Source organism: Pseudonocardia sp. EC080619-01 (assembly GCF_001420995.1).
Taxonomy (GTDB): Bacteria; Actinomycetota; Actinomycetes; order Mycobacteriales; family Pseudonocardiaceae; genus Pseudonocardia.
Map to the genome: position 1 here is coordinate 3,706,933 of NZ_CP012184.1, position 17,024 is coordinate 3,723,956.

Consider the following 17,024-nt stretch of genomic DNA (forward strand, 5'->3'; position numbering starts at 1 on the left):
CGGTCCCGTCCCGGCCGGTGGGAGGCAGTCCTCGTCAGGAGGACAGGAATCGGCGGGCACCGCCCGTGCGCCGCCGCAGACCGGCCAGGACGGCGGCGAGCGCTCCGCCCGCGGCGGCGACGGCGCCGATCCCGGCGACCGCCGGGAGGTCCGGCGGGCGGGGCGTCGGGGCGGGCAGCGGCGCGGTCGCGCCCTGCGGCGTGCCGGGGCCGCCCGCCGTCCCGCCGGCGGTGGGACCGCCCGGACCCGGGACCAGCAGGAGCGGCTCGGCGCTCAGCGCGGCGGACGGGTCCAGCACGCCGTCGCCGACCCGGTCGTCGCGCCCCGCGCCCGGACGGCGTGCGGTCGCCCGCAGCCGGTCGGCCACCTGACCGGCGGTCAGCATCGGGAAACGTTCGCGGACCAGCGCAGCGGTACCCGCCACCAGCGGGGCCGCGTACGACGTCCCGCTGACGACGGCGCCCTCCGGGCCCGCCGGCGCCGGCAGGCCGACGCCCGGGGCGGCCACGTCGACCCAGGGGCCCGCGACGGAGAACGGGGCCGGGCGGTCGTCGCCGTCGACGGCGCCGACGGCCAGCACGGCGTCGTAGAGCGCGGGCAGCGGCCGGAGCCCCGGGTCCCCGGTGCAGGTCCCGGCCGGGTCGAGGTTCCCGGCCGCCGCGACGACCAGGACGTCGGCGCGGCGCGCCGCGGCGACGGCCGTGCGGAGCGGCGCGGCGACGTCGTCGAGCCGGTCGGCGGGGACACAGACGACCTCCGACACGTTGATCACCGAGGCGCCGAGCGCCACGGCCCGGTCGACGGCGGCGGCCAGGGTCCGGATCTCGCCGGCGGGCCGCTCGGTCCCGTCGTCGTCGCGCACCGCGAACCGGGCCGACGACTGTCGCAGCGACACGAGCCCCGCGCCCGGCGCCATCCCGGCGCCGATGCCGGTGCCGTCGGCGGCGCCGGCGAGCAGGAGTGCGACGTCGGTGCCGTGGCCGTCGCAGTCGTCGAGCCCGTCGCCGCCGGCGAGGTAGTCCCCGCCGCCGCGCAGCCGACCGGCCAGGCGCGGCACGGCGGCGACCCCGGTGTCGATCACCGCGACGATCTGCCCGGCCCCGGTGGCCAGCCCGTCCGGGGGCCGGGGGACAGCGCCGGGGGCGGCGTCGGGCCCGCCGGTGCCGGGTGGGGTGCACGCGCGGGTCCGGCGGAGGCCGTCGGCCGGGCCGGGTGGCGGGCCGGGCTCGCCCACCGCGGCTCGGGTGGCGCCCGCGACGGCGGGGACCGGGCCGGTCGGCGCCGCGGCGAGGTCCGCCGCCGGCACCGCGGCCAGCGCGACCGCCGCCACCCCCGCGACGACGACCCCCGCCGCGCGTGCCCGGGTCACAGCCCGCGGACCAGGCCGAACAGGCCCATGGCGGCGAGCGCGGCCGGGATCGCGGCGGCGGTGAGCACCAGCTCGGTGACGTCGAGGGCGCGCCGGGCCGGTGGCGACGGTGCCGCTCGCGCCGCGACGGCCCCCGCACCGACGGCGAGCAGTAGCCCGGCCGCCACCACGATCCGCCCCGGCGGCCCGAGCGCCGCGGCGGCCGGGACGGCGGCGACCGCGACGGCGACCACCGCCGTGCCCGCCAGGAACCGGGCCGGGACCGGCTCGACGAGCGCACGGGCCCGCAGGAGCAGGACCGCCGCCGTGACCGTCAGCAGCAGCGACCCGGTCCAGCCGCCGAGCGCCGCCGCGGTCGCCGCCCCGCCCGCGGCCGGCAGCGCGGTCCCGGCGAGGGCGCCGGAGTGCAGCCCGCGGGCGAGCCGGGCCCGGGCGGCCGGCGCGTCGCCAGGGAGGACCTGCTCGGCGTCGGGGAGCCCGCCGGAATCGGCCGGGACCACCGGGGCGGGTACCCCCGCGAGGCGCAGTGCGAGCCGCGGGAGGAGCGGTCCGGCGGCCAGCGCGGGCGCGGCGAGCCCGGCGGCGACCGCGGACGCCGGGACGTCGAGCGACAGGCCCACCAGCGCGGCCGCCGCGGTGGCGGTGGCAGCCAGCGCCACCGCCAGCAGCACGGGGGACACCGGGCGCCGGACCGCCTGCCCGGCCGCCGCGGCGAGGCCCGCACCCGCCGCGGCCAGCAGGACCGCGCCCGCCCCGGCGGGTGCCGGCAGTGCGAGCAGACCCGCGGCCGCCGCGGCCGGGACCGCGCACAGCGCGGCGCCGGTCGCGACCCGGTCGCCGTCGCCGTCCCCGGGGTCGCCGCCGCGGCGTGCCACGGCCAGGGCGGCGACGGCGCCGGTGGCCGCGGTCGCCGCCGCGGCCCAGCGCCACGGCCCGTCCACGGTGGACAGCACCGCGCAGGCGGCCGCGGTGCCGATGACCGCCGCGGCGGGACCCGCCCACGGGGCCGGCGCCGACCCGGCGGCGGCCTCGCGGACCGCGTCCGCGACGGTCTCGGCGGCGTCGTCGAGGACCGGGGGAGCCGGCGCGGGCCGGGCCGGGCCGAGGTGGAGCAGCTCGCCGTCGTGCACCCGGAGCTCGCCGAGGGTCGCGTCCGGCGGCAGCGGGCCCCCGCCGGGACCGGTGAACCGCCAGGCCTCCGGGACGGCCGGCCGGGCGCCCGGGAGGCCCAGCTCACGGACCATCGGGACCAGCTCGGCCACCGGGACGTCCGCGGGCAGTGCCAGGTCCGCCGACCCGCGCGGGGTGAGCACGGTGACCCGCACCCAGCGGCCCGGCGACGTTCCGGTGGGGCCGGTCGGCGTGGGCAGGACGGCGGTCACGGGCGGCTCCGGACTTCGCGGGAACGGCCCCGGTGGGCCCGGGGCGGCTGCGAGTATTCGCCGGTCCCGGCGGCCGCCGTGGGCGTTCGGGAGAACTCGGCGAGCGCGGAGGTCCGCGGTGGCGGGAACGGTCGGCCTGCGACGGCCACGGCGGTCGGTGCCCGAGCTGCCCGGCGGGGAGCTGGTGCTGGAGCCGCCGCCGGAGCCGGAGCGGCCCGTCCCCGGCGGCGTGGCGCAACGCCTGCTCCCGCTGGTGATGATCGCCGGGGCCCTGCTGTTCGTCGTGCTGAACCCCCGCGAGTCGGGCAGCTGGCTGTTCGGCGGGATGTTCGTGCTGTCGGCGGCCGGGATGCTCGTCTCCGGGGGCGGGCGCGGTGCCGGTGCCCGCACCGCCACGATGGACGAGGACCGCCGCGACTACCTGCGCTACCTCGACGTCCTCGGCGCCCGGGTCCGCGGGATCGCGGCCGAGCAGCGGTGCGCACTGGAGACCGTGCACCCGGAGCCGGGCGCGTGGCCGGACGTGCTCGCCGCCGGGCGGCTCTGGGAGCGCCGCCCCGGCGACGACGACTTCGGGCGGCTCCGCGCGGGCCGCGGCACCCAGCGGCTCGCGACCCGGCTCACCGCCCCGCACACCGGACCGCTGGAGACCCTGGAACCGCTGTCCGCGCTGGCCCTGCGCCGTTTCCTGCGCCGCCACTCGACCGTGCCCGGCCTGCCGGTCGCGGTCGACGTCCGGGTCGCGGCGACCGTCTGGCTCGAACCGCTCGACGACGCCGGCCCGGCCACCCCCGCGCTCGACCTGGCCCGCGCGCTCGTCGCCCAGTTCGTGCTCTGGCACGGCCCGGACGACGCCCGGCTCGCCGTCGTCGCCCCCGGCGCCGCCGCTGCCCGCTGGGACTGGGCGAAGTGGCTCCCGCACGTCGAGCACCCCCGGCACCACGACGCCGTCGGGCCGGTCCGGATGATCACCGACGACCCGGACCGGGTGCGGCGCTGGTGGGTCGACGAGCCGTCGTCGGCGCAGCAACACCTGCTCGTGGTGCTCGACGGTGCGGCGGACACCCCCGGCGCGTGGGCCGGGCTGCCCGGGGTGACGGTGCTGCGGCTCGGCCCGGCCGGGCGGCGCAGGCCGGCCCCGTCGGTGCTGCGCCTCGCCGCGGGCACCGGCCCGGACGGGACGAGGACCCTGCGTCGTGGCGGGCCGGACGGCACGACCGTCGGCCGCCCCGACGGCGTCACCGTCGCGGAGGCGCGGGCGCTCGCCCGGCGGCTCGCGCGCTACCGGCCCGCCGGGGCTCCCGGCACCGTCGCCGGACCCGGGACCGACGGCCCGGTCGCCGGCCTGCCGTCGCTGCCCGGGCCGGACGTCGACGCGGCCGCGGTGGCCGCGCTGCGCCGCCGGCGCGGCCCGGCGGAGCGGCTGCGGGTGCCGATCGGCACCGACGACGCCGGCCGCCCCGTGCTGCTCGACGTGAAGGAGTCCGCGCAGGGTGGGGCCGGTCCGCACGGTCTGTGCATCGGCGCGACCGGATCGGGCAAGTCGGAGCTGTTGCGCACCCTGGTGCTGGGACTGGTCGCCGCGCACCCCGCCGACGAGCTGAACCTCGTCCTCGTCGACTTCAAGGGCGGTGCGACGTTCCTCGGGCTGGCCGGTCTCCCGCACGTCTCCGCGGTGATCACGAACCTGGCGGAGGAGCTGGCGCTGGTCGACCGGATGGCCGACGCGCTCGCCGGGGAGATCACCCGCCGGCAGGAGCTGCTGCGGGCCGCCGGGAACCTGGCCTCGCAGGCCGAGCACACGGCCGCGCGCGAGGCCGCCGCGCGGCGCGGGGAGCCCGTGCCGGAACCGCTGCCGTCGCTGCTCGTGGTGGTCGACGAGTTCTCCGAGCTGCTGGCCCAGCGCCCCGAGATGATCGACCTGATGGTCACGGTCGGCCGGCTGGGCCGGTCGCTGGGCATCCACCTGCTGCTGGCGTCGCAGCGGCTGGAGGAGGGACGGCTGCGCGGGCTCGAGTCGCACCTGTCGTACCGGATCGCGCTCCGCACGTTCTCCGCCGCCGAGTCGCGGGCCGTGCTCGGCGTGCCGGACGCGCACCTGCTGCCGCCGACGCCCGGTGCGGCCTACCTGTCCGCGGGTACCGACGAGCTGGTGCGGTTCCGGGCCGCCTACGTCTCGGCGCCCGGACCGGACCTCCCGGCCCGGCGGCACGGTCCGGCCGCGCGTCGCGTGCTGCCGTTCCTCGCCGGACGGGTGTCGCCGCCCGCCGCCCCGGACCGTCCGCGCCCGGCGCCACCGGTGGACCGGTTCCCGACCGTGCTGGAGCGGGTCGTGGCCGCCGTGTCGGGGCCCGGGCCGCGCGCGCACCGGGTGTGGCTGCCGCCCCTCGACGAGCCGCCGCCGCTGTCCACGGTGCTCGGCGAGCCGGCGGTCCGGTCCGGCCGCGGCCTGCAGGCGCCCGGCCCCACCGGACGGCTGGTCGCACCGATCGGGCTGGTCGACCGGCCCTACCTGCAACGACGCGACCCCCTGGTGGTGGACCTGTCCGGGGCGGCGGGGCACCTCGCCGTCGTCGGCGGTCCGCGGTCGGGCAAGTCGACGGCGCTGCGCACGCTGGTCGTCGCGCTCGCCCTGACCCACACCCGGTACGAGCTGGGTGTACACGTCCTCGACCTCGGCGGCGGCACGCTCGGCCCGCTCGGCGGGCTGCCGCACGTCGGGACGGTCGCCGACCGCCGTCGTACGGACCTGGTGCGGCGGGTCGTGGCGGAGGTCGTCGCGACCGTCGAGCACCGGGAGCGGCTCTTCGGCACGCACGGCATCGCCGGGGTGGAGGACTTCCGCACCCGGCGTGCGGCGGGCGAGCTCACCGACGAGTCCTGCACGGACCTGCTGCTCGTCGTCGACGGCTACCCCGCGCTGCGGTCCGCGGGCGACGACCTCGACGAGCGGCTCACCGCGCTCGCGGCGCGCGGGCTCGCGTACGGCGTGCACGTGGCGGTGTCCGCGGGGCGCTGGGCCGACTTCCGGCCGGTGCTCAAGGACCAGCTCGGCAGCCGCCTCGAGCTGCGTCTCGGTGACCCGTCGGACTCCGAGACCGACCGCCGGCGGGCCGCCGCGGTGCCGTCGCGGCCCGGGCACGGGCTCGCCCCCGACGGCGCGGCGGCCGTGGTCGCCGCCCCGGTGACGGTCACCGGCGCCGACCCCGCACCGCCGGTCGCGGCCGCATGGCCCGGCGCCGGTCTGCCCGCGGTGCGGCTGCTGCCCGAGCGGATCACCGTCGAGGAGCTCCCGCCCGGGCCCGGGCGCGGTCCGGCCCTCGGCGTCGACGAGGACCGGCTGAGCACCGTCGAACTCGACCCGGACGAGCCGCACCTGCTCTGCTTCGCAGATTCCGGCGGCGGCAAGACGAACCTGCTCCGGCTGATCGCCCGCGGCATCGCGGCGCGCCGGACGCCCGAGGAGGCCCGGATCGTCGTCGTCGACCACCGGCGGACGCTGCTCGGTGCGGTCCCGCCGTCGCACCTGCTGGCACACGCCGCGACCGCGGGGGCGACCGCGGAGGCCTGCGCCGACGTCGCCGGGTCGCTGGGGCGGCGGCTGCCCGGCGCCGGCGTCACCCCGGCCCAGCTGCGGGAACGCTCCTGGTGGAGCGGGCCGGACGTCTGGGTGCTGGTCGACGACTACGACCTCGTCGTCCCGGCGGCCGGCAGCTCCGGCGGGCACCCGCTGCTGCCGCTGGCCGAGTACCTGCCGCAGGCCCGCGACGTCGGGCTGCACGTCGTCGTCGCCCGGCGGACCGGGGGCGCGAGCCGCGCGCTGTTCGATCCGGTGCTGGGGCGGCTGCGCGAGCTCGGCGCGCCCGGCCTGGTCGGCGCCGGCAGCCCGGACGAGGGGGCGTTGCTGGAGAAGGTGAAGCCGGGCCCGATGCCGCCGGGGCGGGCGGTGCTGGTCGACCGCGGACACGGCGCGCGCCGGGTGCAGCTGGCCTGGACCGAGCCGGAGTGACGACCGTGCCGGGGTTCGCCGTGGCGGTCCACACCCGGCCGTCCGGGGTGCTGCTCGCGGCCGCGGACGAGGGCGGGATCCGGCTGCTCGCCGCGGCCCCGGCGGGGACACCCCCGGCCGACGCGGTCACGGACTTCTTCGGCGACGACCCGCCCGCCGTCGTGATCCGGGTCGGGACGACGCCGGGTGGCCCGTTCCCCGGGACGCCGCGGGTGCTGCCGGTACCGGTGGCGGTCGCGGTGCTGGCGGTCGGGCCGGTGCCCGCGGCCGGGCCGGTGCTCGTCGTGCACGCCGGTCCGGACGGGACGGACGCGGTCGTGGTCGACGGCGGGACGGTCGTGCCGTCCGGCACCGCCCCGCGCGGTGTCCCGGTGGAGATCGTCCTGGCGGGGGAGCGGGTGCTCGACGACCCCGGCTGGCCGGCCGCGACCGCCCGGACGGCGGCGTGCCCGGTGCGGGTGGCGGGCCCGGCGGGGCCCGGCGACCCGGCGGACGTGCCCGGCGCCGGGCCGGACACCGCGGCGGTGCTCGGCGCGGCGGTGCTCGGGGCGGGGGCCTTGGTGGCGGGACATCGGGGCGCGGGAAACCGGGGCGCGGGACATCCGGCCGCGGGGCCGTCGTTCGCCGGGGCCGTGGAGCCGGACGGGGAACCCGGGCCGGACGGGGAGCCCGGGCCGGACGGGGAGCCCGGGCCGGACGGGGAGCCCGGGCCGGACGGGGAGCCCGGGCCGGGCGAGGACCACGACCCGGGCGAGGACCACGACCCGGGCCGCGCCCGGCTCGTCCTCCCGGTGCTCACCGTGCTCGGGACGGCGCTCGTCGTCGCGGGCCTGCTCGCCGGCGGTCGCGGCCCGGTGGGGGCGGAGGGGCCCGCCGGGCCGGTGGCAGGGGCAGCGGTCGTCGTCCAGTACGGCTACGCGGCGGCGCTGCCCGCCGGGTGGGAGCACACCGGCGGGGACCCGGCCCGCCGGCGCGTGCTGCTCACCCCGGCCGGACGGCCGGACGGCGCCGATCTCGTCGTCGTCGAACGCAGCCCGCTCGGCTACGACGCCGGCCGCGAACCGGACCGGGTGCGCCGTGAGCTCGCCGGCCTGCTCGGCGGCCGGGCCGGGACCGGACCGCCCGGTCCGCGCACCGTCGGCGGCCGGGCGGTGCTCGGCTGGACCCAGCACCCCGGCGACGGCACCGTCGTCGACTGGCACGCGGTGTTCGAGGGCGGTGAGCAGCTCGTCGTGGGCTGCCGTCGTCCGGCGGGCGCGGTGGTCACCCCGGCCTGCGCCGAGGTCGTCGGCTCGGTGCGGACGGTGCGCTGAGGCGTTCCCGGTCGCGAACGGCGGGTCCCGAACGGCCGTGGCCGCGTCCCCGCCCTGCGACGGTGCCCCGGCCGGGGACGGGTGTCCCCGGCCCCGGACGGCCCGGCCGCCCGGGGCGGACACGGGACGGGGTGAGGCGCATGGCCGAGGGGTTCGGCACGACGACGGAGGAGATGGCCCGGGCGGCGGGCCGGGTGCGGGAGGTGAGCACCGCGGTGGACGGCGAGCTGGGTGGGCTGCGCTCGCGGCTGGAGGCGACCCGCGGCCGGTGGGCGGGCGCCGCGGCCACCGCCTTCACCGCGCTGATGGCCGAGTGGGACACCGAGGCGACGCGGCTCAACGCCGCGCTCGCCGACATCGCCGACCAGCTCGGTGGCACGGCCACGGCCTACCGGCGGATCGAGGACGAGAACGCCCGGAACGTCTCGGCCATCACGTCGGCGCTGGGCTGAGGGGCGGGCATGGGAGGCGAGATCAAGGTCACGTTCGCCGCGATCGAGCAGGCCGCGGCCGACATCGACGGGGCGCGGGCGCGCATCCTCGGACAGCTCGACGACCTCCGCGGGTACCTGGCGCCGGTCGTGTCGGGCTGGACGGGCGACGCGGCCACCCGCTACGACGAGGCACAGTGGCGCTGGGACGGCTCCGCGGCCGACCTGACCGGCACCCTGCAGAAGATCAAGGTGCTGGTCCTGGACGCAGGGGCGGGCTACCGGGCCGTCGAGGCGGACAACGCGAAGCGGTTCACGGCCTGACCGCCCGGGAGCGGACCGGAGCGACCCCCCGCGTCCGCTCCCGGGAGCGCCGGGTACTCTTGACTCTCGTTGTGCAGCGGTGGAGACCCGCGGGCGCTGTCCGTCGTCCCTCGAGCAGGTTCGTGAGGGCAGCCGAGTCCGGCGGGCGTGCGTCCCTCCGGCGTCCACCAGCGGCACGCTGAGGAACCAGTGACACACCAGTGTGGACCGGTGGCCGCGCGGATGCCCCGCCGGTACCGCCCACCGAAGCCGAGAACGACGACGAGGTAGATCCGTGCCCACGTACAGCCCGAAGCCCGGCGACATCAACCACGCCTGGCACGTGATCGACGCCGACGACGTGCGCCTCGGTCGGCTCGCCACCCACGCCGCCACGCTGCTGCGTGGCAAGCACAAGCCGACCTACGCGCCGCACGTCGACAACGGCGACTTCGTGGTGATCGTGAACGCCGAGAAGATCTCGGTGTCCGGCAACAAGCGCACCGACAAGTTCGTGTACCGGCACTCCGGCTTCCCGGGTGGCCTCAGCCAGCGGTCGGTCGGCGAGATGATCGACAGCCACCCGGACCGCCTGGTCGAGAAGGCCATCAAGGGCATGCTGCCGAAGAACCGTCTCGGCCGTGCGATGGCCAAGAAGCTGAAGGTCTACGCCGGCCCGTCGCACCCGCACGAGGCCCAGAAGCCGCAGCCGTTCGAGATCAAGCAGGTCAGCCAGTGACCACCCCGAGCAACGAAGAGGGACAGCCCGTGACCAGCCCCGAGAACGGACCCGACGAGGTCGTCGAGACGGTCGAGACCGAGGGTGCCGCCGCCGAGGCGACCGACACCGAGCTGACCGAGACCGTCGGCGAGGCCGTCGCGGACGTCGACTACTCGATCGACGACTCCTCCGAGTTCGACGCCGATACGTTCGCCGTCGAGGCGCCCGTCCTGGGTGACCGTCCGGTGCAGACCGTCGGCCGCCGCAAGGAGGCCGTCGTCCGCGTGCGTCTGCTGCCCGGCAGCGGCCAGTTCACGCTGAACGGCAAGCCGCTCGAGACGTACTTCCCGAACAAGCTGCACCAGCAGGTCGTCAAGGACCCGCTGACCACGGTCGAGAAGACCGAGCGGTTCGACATCTTCGCGAACCTGCGCGGTGGCGGCACCGCGGGTCAGGCCGGCGCCCTGCGCCTGGCCATCGCCCGTGCGCTCGCCGAGCTCGACGCCGAGGACCGTCCGGCCCTGAAGAAGGCCGGCTTCCTCACCCGGGACGCCCGCGCCGTCGAGCGCAAGAAGTACGGCCTCAAGAAGGCCCGCAAGGCGCCCCAGTACTCCAAGCGCTGAATCGCAGCCGGATGCGTCGCCTCTTCGGAACCGACGGCGTCCGGGGCCTGGCCAACGGCGAACTCCTCACACCGGAGTTCGCCGTTGGTGTCTGTGCCTCGGCTGCGCGCACCCTGTCGAACGGCTCCGGCCGACGGCCCGTCGCGGTCGTCGGGCGGGACCCGCGTGCCAGCGGCGAGATGCTGGAGTCCGCGGTCGTCGCCGGCCTCACCTCGGCCGGTGCGGACGCGATCCGGGTCGGGATCCTGCCCACGCCCGGTGTCGCGCACCTGGTCGCCGAGACCGGTGCCGACCTCGGCGTGATGATCTCCGCCTCGCACAACCCGATGCCCGACAACGGCATCAAGCTCTTCGCCGCCGGCGGGCACAAGCTCCCCGACGACGTCGAGGCCGAGATCGAGCGCGGGCTCGACCGCCCGGCGGACGGCCGCCCCACCGGGGACGGCATCGGCCGCGTCTGGGACGCGCCGGACGCCACCGGCGTCTACGTCGCGCACCTGCTCGAGGCCGCCCCGGGCTCGCTGAACGGCGTCCGCGTGATCGTCGACTGCGCGCACGGCGCGGCGTCGGTCGCGGCGCCGGAGGCCTACCGGCAGGCCGGTGCCGATGTCATCGCCCTGCACGCCGAGCCGGACGGCCTCAACATCAACGACGGCGTCGGGTCGACCCACCTGGAGCCGTTGCGCGCGGCCGTCCGGGAGCAGGGCGCCGACCTGGGCATCGCGCACGACGGCGACGCCGACCGCTGCCTCGCCGTCGACGCGGCCGGGAACGTCGTCGACGGTGACCAGATCATGGCGGTGCTCGCGCTCGCGATGCGCGACGCGGGCGAGCTGGCCCACGACACGCTCGTCGCGACCGTGATGAGCAACCTCGGTCTGCACCTCGCCATGCGCGACGCCGGGATCACCCTGGACACCACCAAGGTCGGTGACCGGTACGTGCTCGAGCGGCTTCGCGAGGGTGGGTTCACCCTCGGCGGCGAGCAGTCCGGGCACGTCGTGCTCCCGGGGCACGCCACCACCGGCGACGGCCTGCTGACCGCGCTACGGCTCATGTCGCGGATGGCGTCGACGGGCTCCTCGCTCGCCGAGCTGGCCGCGGTCGTCACGCCGCTGCCGCAGGTGCTGCGCAACGTCGCGGTCGGGGACAGGGACACCGTGGCCGCGTCCGCGCAGGTCGCAGAGGCGGTGGCGACGGCGAGCGCCGAGCTCGGGGAGACCGGGCGGGTGCTGCTGCGCCCGTCGGGCACCGAGCAGCTGGTGCGGGTCATGGTGGAGGCTCCGACGGCGGCGGAGGCCGATGCCGTCGCGGGCCGGCTGGCCGAGGTGGTCGCGGCCGCGAGCTGACCGACGCCACAGGGTTCCGGACGGGGCCGTCACCCACGGGGTGGCGGCCCCGTCCGCGTTCCCGCCCACCCGTCGTTCACCGGTGCGATCGTCCCCCGCGGAACGGCGGTGCGACGGACCTGTCGAGGGCACCCTGGGGCGATGCGACCGGACATGCAGCGGGATCCCGACGCCCTGGACCGTGCCGCGGCCCGGATCCGCGAGACGGCTGCGGACCTCCGGAGCGCGGTGGCGGGCCGGTCCCTGGGTGACCACGGGACCGACGCGCACCGGATCGCCGACGAGCTCGACAGCCTGGCCACGACGGCCACCCACGCCGCCACCACAACCCGCCACGCCGACACCGCCGCAGCCGCCCGGCTCCGGGCTGGCGTCGAGGTGCACGGTGCGGCCCCGGGGAGGGCAGGATCGTGCGTCCCGATCCGGCCGTGACCGGGGTCGACGACCAGGCGGCGGCGCTGCGGCGGCTCGTGGAGCGCCTGGACGGCACCGCGGACGTCCTGGCGGGGGTGCGGGCCGCCGTCGCGTGGGACGACGACGCCGGGCGCGAGTGGACCGCCCGCCTCGACCTGGTGCAGCGGGCCGCCCGGCGCCTCGCCGACGACGTCGCGGCCGAGGCCGCCGAGCAGGACCGTGCGGAGGCAGGGGCCGCCGGGTCCGCGCCCGCGGTGCCCGGGATCCGGCTGCCCGGCACCGCCGGGATCCGCACGACCGACCGTCGCGGCGTGGTCGCGCCGATGCTCCCACCGATGGACGGCCGGTGAGGGTCAGCTCCCGATGCCGAGGAGCCCGTGGGTCTCGCCGGAGTCCTGCTCGGCCTCGGGGTCCGGCGGCTCCACGATCGGCGCCCCGGGGACGTCGCCCGACGTCAGCGCGGACACCCGCTTCTCGCCCAGCAGCTCCTGCATGAGGAACGCCGTCACCAGCGCCCGGGTGATCTTGCGGGTGCGGTGCTGCGGCCGGTTCTGCAACAGGTAGCTCGACCAGTGCCTGCCCTCGCAGAAGCCGAGGTGCCCGGCCTTCTCGATGCTGCGGAGCGTCACGTCGGCGCCGGCCTCGCGCTGGGCGGCGGCAATCCGCTCGGCGTGCCCCGCGGCCGGTGCCAGCGAGTCGACCTCGGCGGCGAGGTGCAGGGTGGGGGCACCCACCCGGGCCGCCGCCTCGATCGCGGACGGCTGGATCTCCGACGGCGCCAGGGTGACGAGTGCGCCGAGCCGCTCCCGCCGGGCAGCGGTGAGGATCGCGGCACCGCCGCCGGTGCCGTGCCCGATCAGTGCGGTGCGGCGGGCGTCGACGCTGATCCGGCCGTCGCCCAGCCGGACGCCGGCGCAGACGTCGAGCACCGTGTCGAGGTCCGAGGAGAACCGGGAGAGGCTCGGGACCGGCCCGCGCTGCGTGTTCGGGGCGGCGGCGACGATCCCCCAGGTCGCGAGGTGGCGGAGCAGCTCGTGGTAGCGGCGGACCGGCTGCAGCCACGCGTGCCCGAGGACGACCGCGGGCAGCTGGTAGCCCTCGGCCGGGGTGTAGACGATCCCCGGCAGCCCGATCAGGCCGAGGTCACCGAACCGGACCCGGTTCGGGCCCGGCCGGGAGAGCACGCCGAGTGCGTCCTTGGCACCCTTCATCGACGGGGGGCGGGTCACGCTGCTCCGGGCCACGGACGGCACCGTACCGGGGCAGGTCACCCGGCGCCCGGCTCGCGCCCGGTCCTCGGCGTGGCGCCCGTCCCACCCTGCGGCGGAAGATCGCGGATCGGGCGCGGATACCCTCACCGGCATGTGTGGCATCGTCGGTTACGTCGGTCATCAAGGCGCACTCGACGTCGTTCTCGGTGGTCTGCGACGTCTGGAGTACCGGGGGTACGACTCCGCCGGTGTCGCCCTCCCGGTCGACGGAGGGTTGCTGGTCGAGCGCAAGGCCGGGGCGCTGGCGAACCTGGAGGCCCTGCTCGACGAGGTCGGCCGGGAGCGGTTCGCGGGGACGGCCGGGATCGGGCACACCCGCTGGGCGACCCACGGCCCGCCGAACGACCGGAACGCGCACCCGCACCGGAGCAGCGACGGCAAGGTCGCGGTCGTCCACAACGGGATCATCGAGAACTTCATGGAGCTGCGTGCCGAGCTGGAGGCGCGCGGGATCTGGGCCGAGTCCGACACCGACACCGAGACCGCGGCGCACCTCGTCGCGCTCGCGTACGCCGGTGAGCTGGCCGGGGTGGAGGACGCGCGCGGTGACCTGCCCGCGTCCGTCCGCGCCGTCGCCCGGCTGCTGGAGGGTGCGTTCACCCTGGTCGTGACGCACGCCGACGAGCCGGACCGGATCGTCGCCGCCCGGCGGAACTCGCCGCTGGTGCTCGGCATCGGTGAGGGCGAGACCTTCCTCGCCTCCGACGTCGCCGCCTTCATCGAGTTCACCCGCTCGGCCGTCGAGCTGGGGCAGGACCAGGTCGTCACGATCACCCGGGACGGCTACGACGTCACCGACTTCGCCGGTGCGCCCGTCGCCGCCAACCCGTTCGAGGTGACGTGGGATCTCGCGGCCGCGGAGAAGGGCGGCCACGACTACTTCATGCTCAAGGAGATCGAGGAGCAGCCCACCGCGATCGCGAACACGCTGCGCGGGCACCTCGTCGACGGCCGGATCGTGCTCGACGAGCAGCGCCTCACCGACCAGGACCTGCGGGACGTCGACAAGGTCTTCGTCATCGCCTGCGGCACCGCGTACCACTCCGGGCTGCTGGCGAAGTACGCGATCGAGCACTGGACGCGGCTGCCCGTCGAGATCGAGCTCGCCTCCGAGTTCCGCTACCGGGACCCGGTCCTGGACCGCTCGACGCTGGTCGTCGCGATCTCCCAGTCCGGCGAGACCGCCGACACCCTCGAGGCGCTGCGGCACGCCAAGGACCAGAAGGCCCGGGTGCTCGCGATCTGCAACACCAACGGTGCGCAGATCCCCCGCGAGTCCGACGCGGTGATCTACACCCACGCCGGCCCCGAGATCGGCGTCGCGGCCACCAAGACCTTCACCGCGCAGGTCGCGGCGAACTACCTGGTCGGCCTGGCGCTGGCGCAGGCGCGCGGGACGAAGTACCCGGACGAGGTCGTCCGCGAGTTCGAGCAGCTGGAGGCGATCCCGGAGGCGGTCGCCGAGGTGCTGGAGTCGCTCGGGGAGGCGCGTGCGCTGGGGCAGGAGCTGGCGCCGTCGAAGGCGGTGCTGTTCCTCGGGCGCCACGTCGGCTTCCCGGTGGCGCTGGAGGGTGCGCTCAAGCTCAAGGAGCTCGCCTACATGCACGCCGAGGCGTTCGCGGCCGGCGAGCTCAAGCACGGCCCGATCGCGCTGATCGAGGACGGCCTGCCGGTCGTCGTCGTGATGCCGTCGCCGAAGGGCCGCGCGGTGCTGCACTCGAAGCTGCTCTCCAACATCCAGGAGATCAAGGCGCGCGGCGCCCGGACGGTCGTGATCGCCGAGACCGGCGACGAGACGGTCCGCCCGTTCGCCGACCACCTCTTCGAGCTGCCCGCGGTGCCGACGCTGCTGCAGCCGCTCGTCGCGACGATCCCGCTGCAGGTCATCGCGGCCGAGATCGCCCGCGCCCGCGGCTACGACGTCGACAAGCCCCGCAACCTCGCGAAGTCCGTCACCGTGGAGTGAGCCCCGGTCCCCGCTCACGGGTTCCGGCGACGCTCACGCGATGGCGTGAGCGTCCGCGGATCCGGTGAGCGGACCGGGACGAGCACTAGCCTGCCGGGCATGCACGGGGTGTACACGGCGGAGCAGATCCGGGCGGCCGAGTCGGCCATGATGCGCACCGTCGCCGACGGCGTGCTCATGCGCCGCGCGGCGGGCGGGCTGGCGGCCCACCTGCGCGGGTTCCTCGGCTCCACCTACGGGCGCCGGGTGGTGCTGCTGGTCGGGGCCGGTGACAACGGCGGCGACGCCCTCTGGGCGGGCGCCGAGCTGCGCCGCCGTGGCGCGCGCGTCACCGCGGTCCTGCTGGCACCGGACCGCGCCCAACCCGGTGGCCTGGCGGCGCTGCGGGCGGCCCGCGGCCGGGTCCTCCCGCTCGGCCCGGGTGCCGGCCCCGGTGGCGTCGCGGACCCGGGAGCGCTCGACGCCGCGCGGGCCGCGGTCGCGGGCGCGGACGTCGTCGTCGACGGGATCGTCGGCATCTCCGGGCGCGGGGCGCTGCGGGACCCGGCGCCCGCACTCGTCGAGGCCGCCGACGACGCCGGGGTGCCGATCGTCGCGTGCGACCTGCCGTCGGGGGTGGACACCGACACCGGCACGACCGACGGGCCGCACGTCCGGGCGGCGCTCACCGTCACCTTCGGCGCCCGCAAACCGGTGCACGCCCTCGCCGCGCCGCTGTGCGGCCCGGTCCGGCTCGTCGACTTCGGGCTCGGGCCGTTCCTGCCTGCCGACCCGCACGCCCGGCTCCTCACCGACGCCGACGCCGGCCTGTTCTGGCCGGTCCCCGGCCCGGACGACGACAAGTACAGCCAGGGCGTCGTCGGGATCGCCGCCGGATCGGCCACCTACCCCGGGGCAGCGGTGCTCGCCGCCGGTGCCGCCGCGCTCGCCACCTCCGGCATGGTGCGGTTCGCCGGATCCGCCGCCGACGAGGTGCGCCGGCACTGGCCGGAGATCGTCGCCACCGGCGACATCACCGACGCGGGCCGCACCCAGGCGTGGGCGGTCGGCCCGGGCATCGGCACCGGGGCACAGGGCCTGGCGGTGCTGGAGTCGGTGCTCGACCGCGAGGTCCCGCTGTGCATCGACGCCGACGGCATCACCCTGCTGGCCCAGCACGCCCACCTGCGCGACCGGATCCTCGGCGAGCCGGTCGTGCTCACCCCGCACGCGGGGGAGTTCGCCCGGATCGCGGGCGACATCGGCCCGGACCGCGTCGCGGCCGCCCGCCGGGCCGCCGCCGACCTGGGGGTGACGGTGCTGCTCAAGGGCAACGCGACCGTCGTCGCCGCACCGGACGGGCGGGCCCTGATCGACCCGGCCGGCGACTCCTGGGCGGCGACCGCGGGGTCCGGGGACGTCCTGACCGGCATGATCGGCGCCTTGCTCGCGGCCGGGCTGGACCCCTGGTGGGCGGCCGGGTGCGCCACGCTCGTGCACGCCCGCGCCGCGACGGCCGCCGCCCGCGAGCACGGCCTGCCCCCGGTCCCGGCACCGGCATCGGCGATGCAGGCCGCGATCCCGGTGGCCCTGCGCGCCGTCCGCGCCGCCGCCGGATCCGGCTGACCCGCCGACCACGCGCCGCCGCGCACCCCGTGCCCGCGCGCCGCACCCGTCGCGTGGGGTGCGCCGGCCCGCTACGGGTTGCGCCGGCCCACCACGGGATGCGTGCGGCGGCCCGCTACGGGGTGCGCCGGGCCGCCACGGGGTGCGGCGGCCGCTACGGGGTGTGTCGGCCCGCCACGGGGTGCGCTGGGCGCAGGTCGGGGTGCGTCGTCCGCGGGGCCGCCGGATCCGGTCGCTTCCGCCGCGCCCGGCGCTGCCGCGCACCCCA

The 17,024-nt window shown here is 77.7% G+C and carries 14 protein-coding genes; 11 read left to right on the forward strand and 3 right to left on the reverse strand.

Translation table 11 applies throughout. The features are described from left to right. Positions 1-34: 34 nt before the first annotated feature. Both mycP and eccD read right to left on the reverse strand, forming a co-directional pair. Positions 35-1,369 (reverse strand): type VII secretion-associated serine protease mycosin, encoded by a 1,335-nt coding sequence (gene mycP / locus AD017_RS17425; RefSeq protein ID WP_060574842.1) that lies wholly within the window; start codon positions 1,367-1,369, stop codon positions 35-37. Further along, entirely contained in the window at positions 1,366-2,751 is a 1,386-nt protein-coding gene (gene eccD / locus AD017_RS17430) for a type VII secretion integral membrane protein EccD (RefSeq protein ID WP_060574843.1), read from the reverse strand. The genes mycP and eccD overlap by 4 nt, the downstream gene beginning before the upstream one ends. Positions 2,752-2,869: 118 nt before the next feature. Between eccD and eccCa the strand changes: the two genes are divergently transcribed. The 9 genes from eccCa to AD017_RS17475 all read left to right on the forward strand — a co-directional run bounded on the left by eccCa (position 2,870) and on the right by AD017_RS17475 (position 12,264). Continuing rightward, positions 2,870-6,760, forward strand: a complete 3,891-nt coding sequence (eccCa, locus tag AD017_RS17435) for a type VII secretion protein EccCa (RefSeq protein WP_060574844.1) — start codon at positions 2,870-2,872, stop codon at positions 6,758-6,760. Next, positions 6,757-8,073 carry a type VII secretion-associated protein gene (locus AD017_RS17440; protein WP_060574845.1) on the forward strand — a complete coding sequence of 439 codons (1,317 nt, stop codon included), beginning with the start codon at positions 6,757-6,759 and terminating at the stop codon, positions 8,071-8,073. The genes eccCa and AD017_RS17440 overlap by 4 nt, the downstream gene beginning before the upstream one ends. Before the next feature lie 140 nt (positions 8,074-8,213). Beyond that, positions 8,214-8,525, forward strand: coding sequence for a WXG100 family type VII secretion target (locus AD017_RS17445; RefSeq protein WP_010234331.1), 312 nt, complete (start codon positions 8,214-8,216; stop codon positions 8,523-8,525). Positions 8,526-8,534: 9 nt separating this feature from the next. Then, positions 8,535-8,828 (forward strand): WXG100 family type VII secretion target, encoded by a 294-nt coding sequence (locus AD017_RS17450; protein WP_060574846.1) that lies wholly within the window; start codon positions 8,535-8,537, stop codon positions 8,826-8,828. Between the two features lie 274 nt (positions 8,829-9,102). Continuing rightward, positions 9,103-9,546, forward strand: coding sequence for a 50S ribosomal protein L13 (gene rplM, locus AD017_RS17455; RefSeq protein ID WP_010234325.1), 444 nt, complete (start codon positions 9,103-9,105; stop codon positions 9,544-9,546). Further along, complete coding sequence (gene rpsI, locus AD017_RS36400) at positions 9,543-10,151, forward strand: 30S ribosomal protein S9 (protein WP_082539071.1); 609 nt, start codon at positions 9,543-9,545, stop codon at positions 10,149-10,151. Before rplM ends, rpsI begins: the two co-directional genes overlap by 4 nt. An 11-nt stretch (positions 10,152-10,162) precedes the next feature. Continuing rightward, positions 10,163-11,500, forward strand: a complete 1,338-nt coding sequence (glmM, locus tag AD017_RS17465; RefSeq protein WP_010234321.1) for a phosphoglucosamine mutase — start codon at positions 10,163-10,165, stop codon at positions 11,498-11,500. Positions 11,501-11,641: 141 nt separating this feature from the next. After that, a complete protein-coding gene (locus tag AD017_RS17470; protein WP_060574847.1) occupies positions 11,642-11,932 on the forward strand; it encodes a hypothetical protein in 291 nt (96 codons plus the stop codon). Beyond that, positions 11,911-12,264 carry a hypothetical protein gene (locus AD017_RS17475; protein WP_060574848.1) on the forward strand — a complete coding sequence of 118 codons (354 nt, stop codon included), beginning with the start codon at positions 11,911-11,913 and terminating at the stop codon, positions 12,262-12,264. Before AD017_RS17470 ends, AD017_RS17475 begins: the two co-directional genes overlap by 22 nt. A gap of 3 nt (positions 12,265-12,267) precedes the next feature. Here the strand turns inward: AD017_RS17475 and AD017_RS17480 are convergent, their stop codons facing one another. Then, complete coding sequence (locus tag AD017_RS17480; protein WP_227012768.1) at positions 12,268-13,158, reverse strand: dienelactone hydrolase family protein; 891 nt, start codon at positions 13,156-13,158, stop codon at positions 12,268-12,270. 118 nt (positions 13,159-13,276) lie between these two features. Between AD017_RS17480 and glmS the strand changes: the two genes are divergently transcribed. Both glmS and AD017_RS17490 read left to right on the forward strand, forming a co-directional pair. After that, positions 13,277-15,151 (forward strand): glutamine--fructose-6-phosphate transaminase (isomerizing), encoded by a 1,875-nt coding sequence (gene glmS / locus AD017_RS17485; RefSeq protein WP_010234308.1) that lies wholly within the window; start codon positions 13,277-13,279, stop codon positions 15,149-15,151. Positions 15,152-15,250: 99 nt separating this feature from the next. After that, complete coding sequence (locus tag AD017_RS17490) at positions 15,251-16,756, forward strand: NAD(P)H-hydrate dehydratase (RefSeq protein WP_060574849.1); 1,506 nt, start codon at positions 15,251-15,253, stop codon at positions 16,754-16,756. Positions 16,757-17,024: the final 268 nt, after the last annotated feature.